This is a genomic window from Streptomyces zhaozhouensis, assembly GCF_900230195.1.
GTDB classification, from domain to species: domain Bacteria; phylum Actinomycetota; class Actinomycetes; order Streptomycetales; family Streptomycetaceae; genus Streptomyces; species Streptomyces zhaozhouensis.
The window spans coordinates 185,151-201,328 of sequence record NZ_OCNE01000005.1; the positions used below are offsets into that span (position 1 = coordinate 185,151).

14 protein-coding genes are annotated in these 16,178 nt (G+C 71.8%); 4 read left to right on the forward strand and 10 right to left on the reverse strand.

The genetic code is table 11. The features are described from left to right. Positions 1 to 206 precede the first annotated feature (206 nt). The gene (locus CRP51_RS10505) at positions 207 to 1,118 is read left to right on the forward strand and encodes a UbiA family prenyltransferase (protein WP_212615884.1); all 912 of its coding nucleotides are present in this window, start codon (positions 207 to 209) and stop codon (positions 1,116 to 1,118) included. 55 nt (positions 1,119 to 1,173) lie between these two features. Here CRP51_RS10505 and CRP51_RS10510 read toward each other — a convergent pair whose 3' ends face one another. From CRP51_RS10510 to CRP51_RS10530, 5 genes are all read right to left on the reverse strand, one after another. Next, positions 1,174 to 2,076: a carbohydrate ABC transporter permease gene (locus tag CRP51_RS10510; RefSeq protein WP_097230809.1), complete on the reverse strand. Its 903-nt coding sequence runs from the start codon at positions 2,074 to 2,076 to the stop codon at positions 1,174 to 1,176. 15 nt (positions 2,077 to 2,091) lie between these two features. Then, on the reverse strand, positions 2,092 to 3,045 hold the full coding sequence (locus CRP51_RS10515) for a carbohydrate ABC transporter permease (protein ID WP_097230810.1): 954 nt from the start codon (positions 3,043 to 3,045) through the stop codon (positions 2,092 to 2,094). A gap of 83 nt (positions 3,046 to 3,128) precedes the next feature. Next, positions 3,129 to 4,439: an ABC transporter substrate-binding protein gene (locus CRP51_RS10520; protein WP_097230811.1), complete on the reverse strand. Its 1,311-nt coding sequence runs from the start codon at positions 4,437 to 4,439 to the stop codon at positions 3,129 to 3,131. Positions 4,440 to 4,697: 258 nt separating this feature from the next. Continuing rightward, complete coding sequence (locus tag CRP51_RS10525; RefSeq protein WP_097230812.1) at positions 4,698 to 5,933, reverse strand: DUF4032 domain-containing protein; 1,236 nt, start codon at positions 5,931 to 5,933, stop codon at positions 4,698 to 4,700. Between the two features lie 80 nt (positions 5,934 to 6,013). Then, positions 6,014 to 6,832 carry an endonuclease I family protein gene (locus tag CRP51_RS10530; RefSeq protein ID WP_097230813.1) on the reverse strand — a complete coding sequence of 273 codons (819 nt, stop codon included), beginning with the start codon at positions 6,830 to 6,832 and terminating at the stop codon, positions 6,014 to 6,016. A gap of 247 nt (positions 6,833 to 7,079) precedes the next feature. Between CRP51_RS10530 and CRP51_RS10535 the strand changes: the two genes are divergently transcribed. The 3 genes from CRP51_RS10535 (at position 7,080) to gnd (ending at position 10,372) form a co-directional block, all read left to right on the forward strand. Next, complete coding sequence (locus CRP51_RS10535) at positions 7,080 to 7,841, forward strand: ZIP family metal transporter (RefSeq protein WP_097230814.1); 762 nt, start codon at positions 7,080 to 7,082, stop codon at positions 7,839 to 7,841. Positions 7,842 to 7,970: 129 nt separating this feature from the next. Further along, positions 7,971 to 8,801 (forward strand): aldo/keto reductase, encoded by an 831-nt coding sequence (locus tag CRP51_RS10540; RefSeq protein WP_097230815.1) that lies wholly within the window; start codon positions 7,971 to 7,973, stop codon positions 8,799 to 8,801. 134 nt (positions 8,802 to 8,935) lie between these two features. Then, on the forward strand, positions 8,936 to 10,372 hold the full coding sequence (gnd, locus tag CRP51_RS10545; RefSeq protein WP_097230816.1) for an NADP-dependent phosphogluconate dehydrogenase: 1,437 nt from the start codon (positions 8,936 to 8,938) through the stop codon (positions 10,370 to 10,372). 67 nt (positions 10,373 to 10,439) lie between these two features. On the opposite strand, the gene CRP51_RS10550 is transcribed toward gnd, so the two are convergent. Genes CRP51_RS10550 through CRP51_RS10570 form a run of 5 tightly spaced genes read right to left on the reverse strand, consistent with a single transcriptional unit; the run spans position 10,440 to position 16,105 of the window. Continuing rightward, positions 10,440 to 11,855, reverse strand: a complete 1,416-nt coding sequence (locus CRP51_RS10550) for a GH1 family beta-glucosidase (RefSeq protein WP_097230817.1) — start codon at positions 11,853 to 11,855, stop codon at positions 10,440 to 10,442. Between the two features lie 20 nt (positions 11,856 to 11,875). Then, positions 11,876 to 12,871, reverse strand: coding sequence for an ABC transporter ATP-binding protein (locus CRP51_RS10555; protein WP_097230818.1), 996 nt, complete (start codon positions 12,869 to 12,871; stop codon positions 11,876 to 11,878). Next, the gene (locus CRP51_RS10560) at positions 12,868 to 13,983 is read right to left on the reverse strand and encodes an ABC transporter permease (protein WP_097230906.1); all 1,116 of its coding nucleotides are present in this window, start codon (positions 13,981 to 13,983) and stop codon (positions 12,868 to 12,870) included. The genes CRP51_RS10555 and CRP51_RS10560 overlap by 4 nt, the downstream gene beginning before the upstream one ends. Positions 13,984 to 13,988: 5 nt before the next feature. Then, positions 13,989 to 14,969, reverse strand: a complete 981-nt coding sequence (locus CRP51_RS10565) for an ABC transporter permease (protein ID WP_097230819.1) — start codon at positions 14,967 to 14,969, stop codon at positions 13,989 to 13,991. Further along, positions 14,966 to 16,105, reverse strand: a complete 1,140-nt coding sequence (locus CRP51_RS10570) for an ABC transporter ATP-binding protein (RefSeq protein ID WP_097230820.1) — start codon at positions 16,103 to 16,105, stop codon at positions 14,966 to 14,968. The genes CRP51_RS10565 and CRP51_RS10570 overlap by 4 nt, the downstream gene beginning before the upstream one ends. Positions 16,106 to 16,178 lie beyond the last annotated feature (73 nt).

The window sequence follows — 16,178 nt, forward strand, 5'->3', positions numbered from 1 at the left end:
GCCCGACACTCGTCCGGGGCGGAACGTCCGGAACGTCCGACGCGTCACCCCGTTCGGGACAACCATGCGGGACAACTTCGGGACAACCACGCGGGACGACCCGGGCCCGACGCGCGGCGCGCCGGGCCCCGGACGAACGCCCCGGACGGACACCCCGGGCACGAGCTCCGAAGACCGAGAGACAGGGAAGAGGCGAGGCGATGCGGGTGCGCACGGACAGGCACGGTGGCCGCGACGACCAGTGGGGGACGGAACGCAGCGGACGGCGGGCGATGTCCGTGACGCGCGCCTGGGTGAGGGCGGCGCACCCCGTTCCGGTGGTGGTGGTCACCGTGTGGACGGGCTGTCTGGCCGTCAGCGTGGGGCACTCGGCGGCCTCCGGCGCACTGGTCACCCTCGCGGTGCTGACCGGGCAGCTCTCCGTGGGCTGGCTCAACGACCTGGTCGACGCCGCCAGGGACGCGCGGGCCGGGCGGGCCGGGAAGCCGGTGGCGCAGGGGAGACTGGCCCGCGCGACGGTCGCCGCGATGGTGCTCGGCTCGGCCCTGTCGGCGACGGCGCTCACCGCGCTCTGCGGGCGCGCCGCCGCGGTCGCCCATCTGCTGGCGCTGCTCTCGGCCTGGGTCTACGACCTGGGGGTGAAGGCCACGGCCTGGTCGGTGCTCCCCTACCTGGTCTCGTTCGGACTGCTGCCGGGCGTGGTCACCTTCGCACTGCCGGGAGCTCCGGCGCCCCCGGTGTGGCTGGTCGTCTCGGGGGCGTTGCTCGGTTGCGCGGCGCACTTCGTCAACACGCTGCCCGACCTGGCCGCCGACGCCAGGGTCGGCGTGCGCGGACTGCCGCACCGGCTGGGGCCCGCGGGCAGCAGCGTCGCCGCCGCGGTGACGCTGCTCGGCTCGGCGCTGGCGCTGGCCGCCGCGCCCCGGCTGGGGGGCGAGCTGCGGCTGCTGGCGCTGGCCGCCCTGCTCGCCGCCGCCCTCGCCGCCGTCGCCGGACTGCTGTGGCTCGGAGTGAGGGGCGGCGGCGCGCGGTTGGCGTTCCCCACCGTGCTGCTGGTCGCCGCGCTGGAGATGGGGCTGCTGCTGATCGCGGGCACCTCGGTGGGCGCCGCCGGCTGAGGTTCAGCTGACGGCGCCCACCGAGGCGTTCATCCGGGGGCTCCGCCCCTTCCGTTCACCCCTTGACGGCACCCTGCATGATGCCGCCGACGATCTGCCGGCCGAAGACGATGAACATCACCAGCAGCGGCAACGTGCCCAGCAGCGCGCCCGCCATGATCACCGACTGGTCGCGCACATAGCCGGCGCTCAGCCGGGTCAGCGCGACCGGCACGGTCAGGTTGGCGTCGTCCAGGGCGATGTACGGCCAGAAGAAGTCGTTCCAGGCGTGCACAAAGGTGATCATGAACAGCACGGCCATGGCCGGCCGCGCCACCGGGAGCACCACGCTCCAGAAGATCCGCAGCGCGTGCGCCCCGTCCACCCGGGCGGCCTCCACCAGCTCGTCCGGGAGCGCGTCGGCGAGGTACTGCCGCATGAAGAACACGCCCACGGCGCTGACCAGCGTGGGGAAGATGACGGACGGCAGCGAGCCGCCGAGCCCCAGGTCGCTCATCAGCATGAACAGCGGCACCACGCCGAGTTGGGGCGGGACCATCATGGTGCCGATCACCAGCAGCAGCAGGATGTTCCGGCCCCGGAAGCGCAGCTTGGCGAACGCGAAACCCGCCAGCGTGGCGAACAGCACGGTGGAGGTCGCGATGACGGTCGCCACCACCAGGCTGTTGGCCATCGCCGCGCCCAGGCCGGCGTCCTGCCAGGCGGCCTTGAGGTTGGTGAAGAGGTTGGGCCCCGGCAGGAACGGGGGCGGGCTCTGGGTGACCCGGGTGTTGTCGGTGGACGCGGCCACCATGGTCCAGTACAGCGGGAAGAGCGAGAGCAGCGCGGCGAAGCCCAGCAGCACGTAGGCCAGCGGCCCCCCGTGGTGCTGCCGCCCGGCGCCCTGCCGGAAGCGCGGGCGCCGGCGCGCGCCCTCGGTGGCCGTCGCGCTCTCCGTCTCCTTGACGATCGTGGTCATCTCGGGGCGCTCCAGTCAGGCTCGGCGGGACAGCACGCGCCGTAGCACGCGGTGCAGCACGAAGAGAAGGATCAGCAGCAGGAACATCGCCCACGCCACGGTGGCGGCCCGGCCCATCTGGTAGTTGCGCCAGCCCTCCTCGTAGAGGAGCAGACCCAGCGTCTGGTACTGGTTGTCCGCCCCGCCCGTCACGCCGTTGACGCCCTGCCCGAAGATCAGCGGTTCGCCGAAGAGCTGGGTCGCGCCGATGGTGGACAGCACGATGGTGAAGACGATGGTGGGCCTGATCCCGGGGATGGTCACCCGCAGGAACTGCTGCCAGCGGGAGGCACCGTCGATCGCCGCGGCCTCGTACCGCTCGGCGGGGATGGCCTGCATCGCGGCCAGGTAGAGCAGCGCGTTGTAGCCGGTCCAACGCCAGATCACCATGCAGGAGATGGCGATCTGGGCGGGCCACTTCTCGCTCTCCCAGTCGATGTTGTCGAAGCCGAACAGGCTCAGACCCCAGTTGATCATTCCGAAGTCGCGCTCGAAGAGCATGGTGAAGACGAGCGCCGCCGCGCCGACCGAGGTGGCGTACGGAGTGAGGGCGGCCACCCGGAAGAACGCCGAGCCGCGCAGCCGGTAGTTGAGGAGGTGGGCCAGGCCCATCGCCATCAGCAGCTGGGGAACGGTGGAGATCACGCCGATGGTGAACGTGTTGGCCAGGGCGTTCCAGAACCGGTCGTCACTCCACAGCGCGGTGTAGTTGTCGAGCGACAGCCACTCCATCTTGTCCATGGTGGCGAGCTCGACGCGGTGCAGGGAGACCCAGAAGGTGTAGATCAGCGGGTAGGCGCTGAAGGCGGCGAAGATGACGAAGAAGGGAGCGATGAAGGCGTAGGGCGCGACGCGGAAGTCGAGGCGGTGCGGCAGGTCGCGCCAGCGACGCCGCTTCCCGGCCCCGCGCTCGGACGTGGTGGTGGCCACGGCAGGGCAGGTCCTTTCCTAGGGTGGCGCGGGTTCCCCGGGGGCCGGCGGGCGGCCCCCGAGGCGGGCGCGGACGGGGTGTGCTAGCCGATGGCCCGGGCGATGTTGTCCTCGGTGGCGCTCCAGGCGTCGTCCGGACTGCGGCCCTGGGACTCGATCAGCTGGAGCCCCTGGGTGAAGGCGTCCTTGATCGTGCCGTCCTTGCGGCCGAGCACCTGCTCGTCGGGGATCTCCTGGGCGGCGGCGCCGAAGATCTGCCCGATCGGGGCGTCGTTGAAGTACTCGGAGGTCGTACCGGTCACGCCGTCCGACTCGATGGCCGCGTCGGAGGACGGGAAGTTGCCCAACTCCTGGAAGATGTACTCCTGCTGCTCGGGCGCGGTCAGCCAGGCCACCAGCTCCATGGCCTCGTCCCGCACCGGGCTGTCCTCCACCACGGAGAGGAACGAGCCGCCCCAGTTGGCGCCGACGGGAGCCCTGGCGATGTCCCAGTTGCCCGCGTTGTCCGGGCCGGCCTTCTCGCTGATGTGCGCCAGCATCCAGGCCGGACAGACGGCGGTGGCGAACGTGCTGTTGGCCAGGCCCGGGTCCCATTCCGGCTGGTACTGCCGCAGCGCCGCCGTCATGCCGGAGGTCGCGGCCTCGGTGGCCAGGTCCCAGGCGTCGAGGACCGCCGGGTTCTCGTCGTAGATCAGCTCGCCCTCGGCGTCGTAGAACTGCTCGGGGCTGCCGTAGACCATGGCGTTGAAGAGCCCGGAGGAGCTGTCCATGTAGGAGAGGTCGGGGTCCGGGGTGTTGGCCATGAACTCCTCGCCGACCTCGACGTAGCGCGCCCAGTCGCCCTCCCAGAGCGCCGCCACCTCCTCCCGGTCGGTGGGCAGCCCGGCCGCCTCAAACATGTCCTTGCGGTAGCAGACCGCCATCGGCCCGATGTCGGTGCCCAGGCCCAGCACCCGGCCGTCGGGCGTGGTCATCTGGTTGAGCTTCCAGGGCAGGAAGTGGTCGGTGCCTGCGGTCTCGGAGAAGTCGGCGAAGCTGTCGGCCCGGGTGTCGACGATCTCCTTGGCGCGGCCGATCTCGATGCCCTGGATGTCCTTCAGTCCGCTGTCGGCGGCGAGATGCGTCTGGAGCGCGGTGTAGTAGGTCTGCTCGTCGCCGGCGACCTCGGCCTCGATCGTGACGCCGGGGTTCTCCTCCTCGTAGCGGTCGAGGATGCCGGTCTCCTCGAAGCCCATGACCCCGAAGAGTCCCATGGTGATGGTGACGTCACCATCGTCGGATCGGCCGCCGCCTCCGCCGCTGCTGGTCGAGCACCCCGCGACCAGCGCGAGGGGCAGGGCCGCGGCGACGGCGACCCCCCAGCGGGAACGGAAGCGCTTGCGGTTACTGCCCATGCGGTCCTCCTCGCGCCGGGGCCCTCGCCTCGGACGCCGTGACAAGCCCGTGCCGGGTGGTGAGGAATCGACTCCCGAGACGGGTGGGAGCGGTCCCATAGCTGTGGAGCCTGACGCCCGAGCCCAGGCGGTGTCAAGAAGTGAACGGAGAACTCCCGCGTAACTCGGCGGCGTTGACGCCTCCACTGACGGGGTGTCGGCTACCGGGGGACGGCGGGTGACCGGAACGCGCGGTGTGCCCTGCGGGGCCGCGAGCGGCTACTCCGTGGGCAGCGCCGGCTCGCCCGGCGGGCGGTGCGGAAGGACCCGGGTCACGTAGTCCTCGGTGGCGACGTCCATCCCGACGTCGCGCTGGGCGCGTTCGGAGAGTGTCAGCCGGTGCTCCAGCAGCTCGTGGTAGATCTGCGCGGTGTCGATGCCCTCGCGCTGTTCGCGCGGCACCCCGCGCACGGCCGGGCGGAAGACGTCGCGCACCCAGCGGTGGGCGAGCACCTCGGGCCGGGCGCCCAACGGATCGCCGGGGGCGTAGTCGTCCTGGCCCGCCATCCAGGTCTCCAGGTCGTTGAGGAGGCTGCGGGCCTGGTTCTCCTCCGCGTCCAGGCCGGTCAGCCGCAGCAGCTGCCGCTGGTGGTGGCCGGCGTCGACGACCTTGGGCAGGAAGGTCACGTGGTCACCGTCCGGCGAACGCTGGATCTGCATCTCGGCCACGTCGAAGCCGAGCTCGTTCAGCCGCCTGATCCGGCGGTCGATGTAGTGCTTCTTGTCGCGGGGGTAGACGGAGGTGCGGGTCAGCTCGTGCCACAGCTCGCCGTAGCGGGTGACGATCTCCTCGCCGAAGAGCACCGGGTCCACCGAGGGGTGGAGCGAGCCGCCGGCCTCCAGGTCCATCAGCTCGCCGGCGATGTTGACCCGGGCCACCTCCAGGTCGTACTCCCGCTGCCCCCGGGTCAGCCGGGGCTGGATCTGTCCGGTCTCGGCGTCCACCAGGTAGGCGGCGTAGGCGCCGGCATCCCGCCGGAAGAGCGTGTTGGACAGCGAACAGTCGCCCCACGCGAAGCCGTCCAGATGGAGGCGGACCAGCAGCACGGCGAGGGCGTCCAGCAGCCGCTTGATGGTGGTCGGCCGCATGGTGGTCTCGAACATGGAACGGTAGGGCAGCGAGCCCTTCAGCTGACGGGTGATCAGCACCGGTTCCAACGGGCCGCCCAGCGCGTCCGTCCGGCCGGTGACCACGGCGACCGGGTCGACGGCCGGCACCGCCAGCCGGTCGAGGTCGCGCAGCAGCCCGTACTCCCTGACCGCCGCCCACTCCCCGACCTCCTTGACCGCGAACACCTCTCCCCCGGCGCGCGCGAAGCGCACCACGTGCCGGGAGATGCCGCGCGGCAGGGAGACCAGGTGCTCCTCGGGCCAGTCCACCAGGGAGACGTCCCACGGCAGGTCGAGCAGTGTCGTGGGGTGCTCCGGGTCGGTGGCGGTGATCTGGAGTTCCATGACCCCAGTCTGCTCCATGCGCGCCCCGCGCCATGGACCGGCCGCGCCACCGACCCGGAGTCGGCGTTCGCCCGGGACGGTCACCAGATCTCGGCGACCCACTCCGGGTGGTCGACGAACGGGTTGCGGTTGCCCTGGAAGTCCTCGTACACCGCGTCGTTGCGGGCCTGCTCCTCGGCGCTCGGCGGGTCCTGCTCGTGCCACTCCAGCAGGGTGCTCAGCTTGCCGAGGTAGGGGACGGACCCGTTGCCGGTGCTGTCGTTGACCTCCAGGTCGGCGAAGCCCTCGCCGCCCTCCCAGCGCACCGCCATGTAGAAGGCCATGCGGGCGATGTCGCCCTTGATCTCGTCCCTGGGCTCCCAGGAGTCCTCGTCGGTGTAGTTGCCGGGGGCGCGGGGGGACTCGGTGCCGCCCGCGTCGAAGTCCTTGTTGCCCCGGTCGCTGTTGACCTGGACGTCGCTGGGACGCAGGTGGTGCAGGTCGGTGCCGGGGCCGGGCGAGGTGCCGAAGTCGCCGTGGGACTGCGGCCAGACGTGCTCGCGGTTCCACTGGCCGACGTTGCCCCCGTTGGCGTCGGCCGCGCGGGAGTCGCCGGTGTACAGCAGGACCACGCTGTCGGGGTCGGCCGGGTCGCGGTCGGTGACCTTGAGGGCGTCCCACACCTCGGAGTAGGTCAGGGTGGTGACGTCGGAGCTGATGATGCCGTGCAGGGCGTCCTTCAGCGGTTGGCCGGTGAGCCCTTCCGCGTCCGCGTAGTAGGCGTCGTCGAAGTCGGCGACGCCGGGCGCGGGGGACGCGGCCGGGTCCGCCGTGGCGGAGGAGGCGGAGAGCAGCGGGACGGTGAGGGCCGCGGCCAGGGCCGAGGCGGCCAGCGCGCGGCGGGCGGGGATGGGACGCATGTGGGGGGACTCTCCTCGGTGCGGTGGGGACGCCGGTGGGGCGGCGGTCCCGTGCTGTCGTGCGATGGTTCGGACGAAAGGATTCTTCTCCGTCCGCGCCCGGTTGACGCGCGTCACCACCATTTCGTCATGTTCTTGTCATCACGACGCGGGACTCGGCCGGTCCCGGCCACCCCGGGGCCGACACGGCGGCACGCCGCGCGGACCGCTCCCCCGATCCCGGCGCACGGCGCGGTAGGCAGACCCCATGTGGGAGATGATGTCGGCCGGCCTCTGGGGGCTGGTCGCCGGCTCGGCCCTGCTGCTCGGCGCCGGGATCGGCTACGGGACGCGGGTGCCTGGCTGGCTGACGGCGTCGGTCATGGCGTTCGGCGCCGGGGTGCTGCTCTCGGCCGTCGCGTTCGAGCTGGTGGGCGAGGCGTACCGGCAGTCGGGGCTGCCGCCCGCCGTGGTCGGCACGCTGTTCGGGGCCCTCGCCTACACCCTGGGCAACCTCCGGCTGGCCAGGCGCGGCGCCCGGCACCGCAAGCGCTCGGGGCACAACGCCGCGCGCCGCCAGCCGTCCGAGGCGCAACAGGCGGGCTCCGGAACGGCGTTGGCGCTGGGCGCGCTGCTGGACGGGGTGCCGGAGACGGCGGCGATCGGCGTCAGCGTCCTGGACGGCGGGACGGTCAGCACCGTGACGGTCGTCGCGGTCTTCCTGAGCAACGTGCCCGAGGGGCTCTCCAGCGCGGCCGGGATGCGGCGGGCCGGCCGTCGGGCCTCCTATGTCTTCGGGGTCTGGGGCGGCATCGCGGCGGTCAGCGCGCTCTCGGCGCTGCTGGGGTACGCGGTGCTGGGGCGCTTCCCCGACGCGGTGGTCGCCGCGGCGACGGCGGTGGCGGCCGGCGCGATCCTCGCGATGGTCGCCGACACCATGGTGCCGGAGGCCGTGGACGACGCACGGCTGGCCGTGGGGATGATCCTGGTCTGCGGCTTCCTGGTGTCGTTCGCCCTCTCGCACTCCTAGAGGCACCGCCCGGGGCATGGCGGGGCCCCCGGGAGGTGCCCGCTGGCTACGCTGGCAGGACATGATCACACCGTGACCGCCCGCAGAGCGCGCCACGGGAGGATCGGTCCACCAACCGCAGGAGGAGCAGTGTCGGCCGCCCCCCATCACACCCTCAACGACGACCACGCGCTGCCCGCCGTGGGCTTCGGCACCTATCCGCTGGACGACGCGGAGGCCGAGCGCTCGGTCGCCGACGCGATCGGCCAGGGGTACCGGCTGATCGACACGGCCGTCAACTACCGCAACGAGACCGGGGTCGGGCGCGGCATCGCCGCCGCCGGGGTGCCGCGCGAGGAGCTGGTCGTCACGACCAAGCTGCCGGGGCGTCACCACGGGTACGAGGAGACCCTGGCCTCGTTCGAGGAGTCCAGGAACAGGCTCGGGCTGTCCTATGTCGACCTCTACCTGATCCACTGGCCCAACCCCAGCGTCGATCGCTATGTCGACACCTGGCGGGCGATGGCCAAGCTGAGGGAGGACGGCCTGGTCCGTTCGGTCGGCGTCTCCAACTTCACGCCGGCGCAGCTCACCCGGCTGCGCGAGGAGACCGGGGTGGTGCCCGCGGTCAACCAGATCGAGCTGCATCCGCTCCTCCCCCAGGAGGAGGCGCGGGCCTTCCACGCGCGGGAGGGCATCGTCACCGAGAGCTGGAGCCCGCTGGGGCGGGGCAGCACGCTGCTGGAGGACGGGCGGATCGGGGAGATCGCGCGGGCGCACGGGGTGGGTCCCGCCCAGGTGATCCTGCGCTGGCACCTCCAGCTCGCGGCGGTGCCGATCCCGAAGTCCGCCGATCCCGAGCGGCGGCGCGGCAACATCGATATCTTCGGGTTCTCGCTCGACGCCGAGGAGATGGCCGCGGTCGCCGACCGCCCACACCGCCGGTTGGGCGGCGATCCCGACCACCACGAGGAGATGTGAGCCGGCCGGTGACCCGACCCGGAGACCTGCGCACGCGGCAGCCACAGCGCCGCTCCGCCCGGGGTTTCGTCGAGCGTTCCGTCCCGACCGGAGCTTTCCGGTCGCGGACCATTCAACAGGGGAGTTGAGCGAAGATGACTGGTCAGGCTCAGATCGGAGTCACCGGGCTGGCGGTGATGGGCCGCAACCTCGCCCGCAACCTCGCCCGGCACGGCCACACCGTCGCCGTGCACAACAGGACGGCCTCCCGGACGCGGGAGCTGGTGAAGGAGTTCGGCGACGAGGGCGCGTTCGTCCCCGCCGAGTCGGCCGAGGAGTTCGTCGCCTCGCTGGAGCGGCCGCGGCGGATCGTGGTGATGGTCAAGGCGGGCGCCCCGACCGACGCGGTGATCGACGAGTTCGTGCCGCTGCTGGAGCCCGGCGACATGATCATGGACGGGGGCAACGCGCACTACGAGGACACCCGGCGCCGCGAGGCCGCGCTGCGGGAGCACGGCCTGCACTTCGTGGGCTGCGGCATCTCCGGCGGCGAGGAGGGCGCGCTGCACGGGCCGAGCATCATGCCGGGCGGCTCCCGGGAGTCCTACGAGGCGCTGGGGCCGCTGCTGGAGAGCATCGCGGCCCAGGTCGACGGGGAGCCCTGCTGCGCCCACATCGGCCCGGACGGCGCCGGACACTTCGTCAAGATGGTGCACAACGGCATCGAGTACGCCGACATGCAGCTGATCGCCGAGGCCTACGACCTGCTGCGCCGGGTCGCCGGCTACGAGCCGGCCCGGATCGCGGAGATCTTCCGGGGCTGGAACGAGGGACGGCTGGACTCGTATCTGATCGAGATCACCGCGCAGGTGCTGGCGCACACGGACGCCGCCACCGGCAAGCCGTTCGTCGACGTGGTGCTGGACCAGGCGGAGCAGAAGGGCACCGGGCGGTGGACCGTCCAGTCGGCGCTCGACCTGGGCGTCCCGGTCTCCGGGATCGCCGAGGCGGTCTTCGCGCGCGGGCTCTCGGGGCACGCGCGGCTGCGCGAGGCGGCCCGCGCGCTGCCGGGCCCCGAGCGCCCCGAGCTGCACCCGGACGACGCGGCACGCTTCGCCGACCAGGTCGAACAGGCGCTCTACGCCTCGAAGATCGTGGCCTACGCGCAGGGCTGGCAGCTGATCCAGGCGGGCAGCGAGGAGTACGGCTGGGACATCGACCTGGCCTCGGTGGCCGCGATCTGGCGCGGCGGCTGCATCATCAGGGCGCGGTTCCTCAACGGCATCCGCCGCGCCTTCGGCGAGGGTGAGGCGCCGGTGACGCTGCTGACCGACGAGCTGTTCGCCGACGACCTGCGGTCGGCGCAGAACGCGTGGCGCCACGTGGTCGCCCGCGCCACCGAGTTGGGCGTCCCGGCGCCCGGCTTCTCGGCGGCGCTGGCGTACTACGACGCGCTGCGGGCGGAGCGGCTGCCGGCGGCGCTGATCCAGGGGCAGCGCGACTTCTTCGGCGCGCACACCTACCGGCGGGTCGACCGGGAGGGCAGCTTCCACACCCTCTGGGGCGAGGACCGCTCCGAGCAGAAGGGCTGAGCGCGGGACGGGGGCGCCGGCCGGGTCCCGTGGACCGGGAGGCGCCCCCGTCGGAAGCGGGCGGAGCCTAGCGGCCGCGGGTGAGCCGCACGGTGTCCCGGTACCAGGCGCCGCTCTCCTTGACGGTGCGTCGCTGGGTGTCGTAGTCCACCCGCACGATGCCGAACCGCTTGTCGTACCCGTAGGCCCACTCGAAGTTGTCGAAGAGCGACCAGGCGAAGTAGCCGCGCACGTCGGCCCCCTGGGCCCTGGCCTCGGCGACGGCCGCCAGATGGCCGGCGAGGTAGGCGACGCGGTCCTCGTCGCGCACCTCGCCGTCCGCCGCGACGGTGTCGTCGAAGGCGGCGCCGTTCTCCGTGACCACCAGCGGCACCCCGTACTCGCGGTCCAGACGCAGCAGCAGCCTGGTGAGCCCGGCGGGCACGATCTCCCAGTCCATGGCGGTGCGCGGCAGCCCGAACGGCACGGTGCGCACGACCGGCAGGCCCCGTTCGTCCGTGGTCTCGCCGTGCTCGTCGGTGCCGGTGAACTGGTGGCTCGTGTAGTAGTTGACGCCGAGCAGGTCCAGCGGCTGCGCGATGGTGGCGAGGTCCCCCTCCTGGACCGGCAGGGTGACGCCGACCGAGGGCAGCTCGGCCAGCAGGTCCTCCGGGTAGCGGCCGTGCACCAGGGCGTCCAGGTAGAGCCGCGCGCCCAGGGCGTCGGAGCGACGGGCCGCCTCGCGGTCCTGCTCGCTGTCGCTGGCAGGGGAGCCGTGACCGAGGTTGAGCACGATGCCCAGGCTCAGCTCGTTGTCGGCCTCGGCCGCCGCCGCCCGCATCCGCTGGGCGGCCATCCCGTGGCCGAGCAGCAGGTGGTGGACGGCGTGCAGGGCCTCGGAGAAGTCCCTGCGGCCGGGGGCGTGGACGCCCTCGTGGTAGCCGAGCATGGCCGAGCACCAGGGCTCGTTCAGGGTCGTCCAGTTGACCACCCGGTCGCCCAGCGCCCGGTAGGTCAGCTCCGCGTACTCGGCGAAGCGGTGGGCGGTGTCCCGCTCCGGCCAGCCGCCGGCGTCCTCCAGCTCCTGGGGGAGGTCCCAGTGGTAGAGGGTCGCCCACGGGGTGATGCCGTGCTCCAGCAGGGTGTCGACCAGCCGGTCGTAGAACGCGATGCCCTTGGCGTTGACCGGCCCCCTGCCGCCCGGCTGGATGCGGGGCCAGGCCAGCGAGAAGCGGTAGCTGTCCACGCCGAGGCCGGCGATCAGCTTCACGTCCTCGGGCATCAGCCGGTAGTGGTCGCAGGCGGCGTCGCCGGTGTCACCGTTGGCGACGGCTCCCGGCACGCGGCAGAAGGTGTCCCAGATGGAGGCGGTGCGTCCGTCCGCCTCGGTGGCGCCCTCGATCTGGTAGGCGGACGTGGCGACGCCCCAGGTGAAGTTCTCCGCCAGCTCGGGGAAGGCGCGGGGCGCGCCGAGGGGTGTGGTCGTGGTCGCGTGGGTGGTCATGGTGCTCGTGGTCGCTCCTGTCAGTGGTCGGCGTGCAGCCAGCAGGCGACGGTGCGCCCCTCGTCCTCCGGGACCGGCCCCAGCGTCGGCACCCGCTGGTCGCAGGGCTCGAACGCCTTGGGGCAGCGCGGGTGGAACGCGCAGCCCGGGGGCATCGCCGTCAGGTCGGGGGGCGATCCGGGGATGCCGGTGAGTTCCCTGCGCGGTCCGTGGAGCGCGGGGAAGGAGTGCAACAGGCCATGGCTGTAGGGGTGGTGCGCGGTCTGGTAGATCTCCTTGGCCGCGGCCTCCTCCACGATCCGCCCGCCGTACATGATCGCGATCCGGTCGGAGAACTCGATCAGCAGCGAGATGTCGTGGGTGATGAAGACCACGGAGAAGTCCAGCTCGTTGCGGAGCCGCGTCAGCTGCTTGAGGATCTGGCGCTGCATCACCACGTCGAGGGCGGTGGTGGGCTCGTCGAGGATGACGATCTCGGGGTCGAGCGCGAGCGCCATGGCGATCATCACCCGCTGCCGCATCCCGCCCGAGAGCTGGTGCGGGTAGCTGCCGAGCCGGTCGGCGGAGATGCCGACCAGGGAGAGCAACGAGGCGGCGCGCTCCTGGCGTTCGGCCGCCGACATGTCGGGGCGGTGCGCCCTGAGCACGTCGGTGAGCTGGGAGCGGACGGTGTGCACCGGGTTGAGCGAGTTCATCGCGCCCTGGAAGACCAGCGAGATCTCGGACCAGCGGAACGCCCGCAGCTGCTCGGGCTCCAGGTCCAGGATGTCGAGGGACGCGCCCTCGCGCGGATGGTAGGTGACCTCTCCCCCGGTGATCACGCCGGGCGGCGAGAGCAGCCGGGTCACGGCGTAGGCCAGCGTCGACTTGCCGGAGCCCGACTCGCCGGCCAGGCCGAGCACCTCGCCGCGGTGCAGGGTGAGGTTGATGTCGCGCACCGCGTGCACGGCCTTCGCGCCCAGCCCGTAGTTGACGTTCAGTCCGGAGATCTCCAGGACGGGTGGGGTGCTGGTCATGCCGGGTTGTCCTTCCGGGGAGAACGGTCCGGTGCGGCCTTTGTCGACTTGTCCGGGGCCGGCTCGTCCGGGGCCGGCTCGTCCGGGACCGTCTCGTCCGGGGCCGGCGGTGCCTGCGCCGGCACCGTGGGCGCCGCGTCGCGGGCGACCGCCGTCACCGGCTGGTCGCGCAGCACCGGGGTGAAGCCGACGCGCATCCGCACGGAGCGGTCCGTCTTGTCGTTGCGCAGCCTGGGGTTGATGAACTCGTCGATGCCGTAGTTGATCAGCGCCAACGACGTGCCGAGCAGCGCGATGCACAGCCCGGCGGGGACGAACCACCACCAGGCGTCCTGCGCCAGCGCCTGGTTGCTCTGCGCCCAGAACAGGACGGTGCCCCAGTTCCACTCGGAGATGTCGGCGATCCCTATGAACGCCAGCGTGATGTTGGAGAGCACCGCGAAGATGACCGTGCCGATGAAGCCGGTGGCGATGACCGGCGTCAGGTTCGGCAGCAGTTCGAAGACGATGATCCGCCACGTCGACTCGCCGGTGGCGCGCGCGGCCTGGACGTAGTCGCGCCCGCGCAGCGAGAGCGTCTGCGCCCGCAGCACCCGCGCGCCCCAGGCCCAGGAGGTCAGGCCGATCACGGCCGCTATGGTCAGGTCGTTGGTCTCCGGCAGGAAGCTGGTGATGATGATGATCAGCGGCAGCCCGGGGATGACCAGGAAGATGTTGCTCAACGAGGAGAGCGCGTCGTCGCCGAAGCCGCCGAGGTAGCCGGCGGTCACGCCGATCAGCACGCCCAGCACGGTGGCGAGGATGGCGGCGACGAAGCCCACCACCAGCACGCCCCTGGTGCCCACCAGGATCTGGGAGAAGATGTCCTGCCCGGTCTGGGTGGTGCCGAAGGGGTGGTCCCACGACGGCGAGGCCATGATCTCCTCGCCGCGCGCCGAGGGGTCGTAGGGGGCCAGCATCTCGCCGAAGATGCCCAGGAGTACGAAGACCCCGAGGATGGACAGGCCGACGATCGTCTTGCCGTTGCGCAGGAAGCGCAGCCGGTCGCGGCGCGGGGCCGCGTCGGTCTCGGCCGCCGCGGCGACGGCCGAGTCGGTTGCCTGGAGCGCCATGACCGTCACGCCTCCCTTCGGGTTCGGGGGTCGAGCAGCAGGTAGATGAGGTCGGCCACCAGGTTGGCGGCCAGCACGGCCAGGGTGATGATCAGGAAGACGCCCTGCATCAGCGGATAGTCCTTCGCGCCGACGCCCTGGAAGAGCACGTAGCCGATGCCGGGATAGGAGAAGACCATCTCGACCAGCAGCGTGCCGCCCACGATGAAGCCGAGCGAGAGCGCGAAGTTGGAGATGCTCGGCAGGATCGCGTTCCTGGCGGCGTAGGAGAACATCACGCGCCGCTCGGGCAGCCCCTTGGCCTGGGCGACCAGCACGTAGTCCTCGGCCGAGACGGAGACCATCATGTTCCGCATCCCCAGGATCCAGCCGGCGATGGCGCTGACGATGATGGTCAGGGCCGGCAGCGTGCCGTGGTAGATGGTGCTGGAGATGAACGGCCAGTCGAAGGCCGGCACCAGGCTGTTGTCGTAGCCGCCGGAAGCGGGGAAGATCGACCACTGCACGGCGAAGAGCGCGATCGCGATCAGCCCGAGCCAGAAGTACGGGATGGCGGAGAGGAACGTGGTGACGGGCAGCATGTTGTCCACCCACGAGCCGCGCTTCCAGCCGGCGTAGACACCGATCGCGGTGCCCAGCAGGAAGCTGAGGATCGTCGTCAGCCCCATCAGGCCGAGCGTCCACGGAAGGCTCTGCCCGATGATCTCGGAGACCCCGGTGGGGAAGTAGGTGAACGAGGTCCCCAGGTCGCCGCCGAGCAGGTTGCCCCAGTAGTCGAGGTACTGCCGCCAGACGGACGCCTCGTTGTCCAGGCCGAAGAGGGTGCGCAGCGAGTCGATCGCCTTGCTGTCCAACTGGCCCTGGTAGCGGGTGATCAGGGACTGCACCGGGTCGCCCGGCATCAGTCGGGGGATGAAGAAGTTGATGGTGATGGCGGCCCAGGCGGTGAAGAGGTAGAAGCCCAGGCGCTGGATCAGATACCTCACGCCGACGCCTCCCGGGGCACGGCCTGCTCGGGGGCGTCCTCGGCGTAGAGCCAGCAGGCGGCCCACTGGCCGTCGGCCAGGTCGAAGCGGGGCGGCACCTCGCTGGCGCACCGCTCCATCGCCTTCGGGCAGCGCGGGTGGAAGCGGCAGCCGGAGGGCGGGGAGATCAGGCTCGGCGGCTCGCCGGCGGTCTCGCTCTCCTCCTCCTCGACGACGACCTCGCCGCCCGCCGGGTCGACGGCGGCCTCGGCCCTGGCGTGGGCGTCCGCGACGATCCGGTCGGGATCGGGCGCGGAGGAGGTCAGCAGCTGGGTGTAGGGGTGGGCCGGGCGCTGGGTGACGGTCTCGCTGTCGCCGCCCTCGACCATCCGGCCCGCGTACATCACCAGCGTCTCGTCGGCGAAGTACCGGGCGGAGGCGATGTCGTGGGTGATGTAGAGGATGGCGAGGTCGAGGCGTTCCTTCAGGTCGCGCAGCAGGTTGAGGATGCCGAGCCGGATGGAGACGTCCAGCATCGACACCGGCTCGTCGGCGAGCAGCACCGCCGGGTCGGCGGCCATGGCCCTGGCGATCGCGACGCGCTGGCGCTGACCGCCGGACAACTCGTGCGGGAAGGAGTCGAGATAGCGCTCTGGCGGGGTGAGGTGGACCCGTTCCAGCAGCGCGGCCAGCGCCTTCTCCAGGTCGTCGGCGGTGCGCCCGGCGCGGTCGTGGATCCGCAGCGCGCGGGTGAGGTGGTAGCGCACGGTGTGCGTGGGGTTCAGGGAGCCGAACGGGTCCTGGAAGATGAGCTGGACCTGGCGGCAGTAGGCGCGGAAGGCGCGGCCCTGGCCGACCCTGGTCGGCTTGCCGTGGAGCAGCAGCTCGCCCGAGGTGGTCGGGTAGAGCTGCGCCAGCAGCCGGGCGATGGTGGACTTCCCCGAGCCTGACTCGCCCACCACGGCGGTCACCGAGCCGCGGCGGAGCTTCAGGGAGACGTCGTCCACCGCGTGCACGACCGGGCGGTTGCGGTCGGCGAAGTTGCGCAACGTACGGCGGACCGCGAAGTGCTTGCTGATGGCGCGTGCTTCGAGCACCACCTCGCCGTCCGGCGGCGGGCTGGTCGCGGTGCTGGGGGGATCGGGGCTCTTGGGCATGACGGTTGGGTTCCTGTCGTACGTCGGCGAGGTGCCCGCCCCCGCCTTCCGGGGCGTCGGTGTGCGGCGGGGG

Excerpts from the sequence above, each read along its gene's own strand:
- CRP51_RS10510 (WP_097230809.1), bottom strand. The coding sequence starts at position 2,076 with ATGACCACGATCGTCAAGGAGACGGAGAGCGCGACGGCCACCGAGGGC.
- CRP51_RS10535 (WP_097230814.1), top strand. The coding sequence starts at position 7,080 with ATGTGGGAGATGATGTCGGCCGGCCTCTGGGGGCTGGTCGCCGGCTCG.
- gnd (WP_097230816.1), top strand. The coding sequence starts at position 8,936 with ATGACTGGTCAGGCTCAGATCGGAGTCACCGGGCTGGCGGTGATGGGC.
- CRP51_RS10530 (WP_097230813.1), bottom strand. The coding sequence starts at position 6,832 with ATGCGTCCCATCCCCGCCCGCCGCGCGCTGGCCGCCTCGGCCCTGGCC.
- CRP51_RS10550 (WP_097230817.1), bottom strand. The coding sequence starts at position 11,855 with ATGACCACCCACGCGACCACGACCACACCCCTCGGCGCGCCCCGCGCC.
- CRP51_RS10520 (WP_097230811.1), bottom strand. The coding sequence starts at position 4,439 with ATGGGCAGTAACCGCAAGCGCTTCCGTTCCCGCTGGGGGGTCGCCGTC.
- CRP51_RS10555 (WP_097230818.1), bottom strand. The coding sequence starts at position 12,871 with ATGACCAGCACCCCACCCGTCCTGGAGATCTCCGGACTGAACGTCAAC.
- CRP51_RS10570 (WP_097230820.1), bottom strand. The coding sequence starts at position 16,105 with ATGCCCAAGAGCCCCGATCCCCCCAGCACCGCGACCAGCCCGCCGCCG.
- CRP51_RS10560 (WP_097230906.1), bottom strand. The coding sequence starts at position 13,983 with ATGGCGCTCCAGGCAACCGACTCGGCCGTCGCCGCGGCGGCCGAGACC.
- CRP51_RS10525 (WP_097230812.1), bottom strand. The coding sequence starts at position 5,933 with ATGGAACTCCAGATCACCGCCACCGACCCGGAGCACCCCACGACACTG.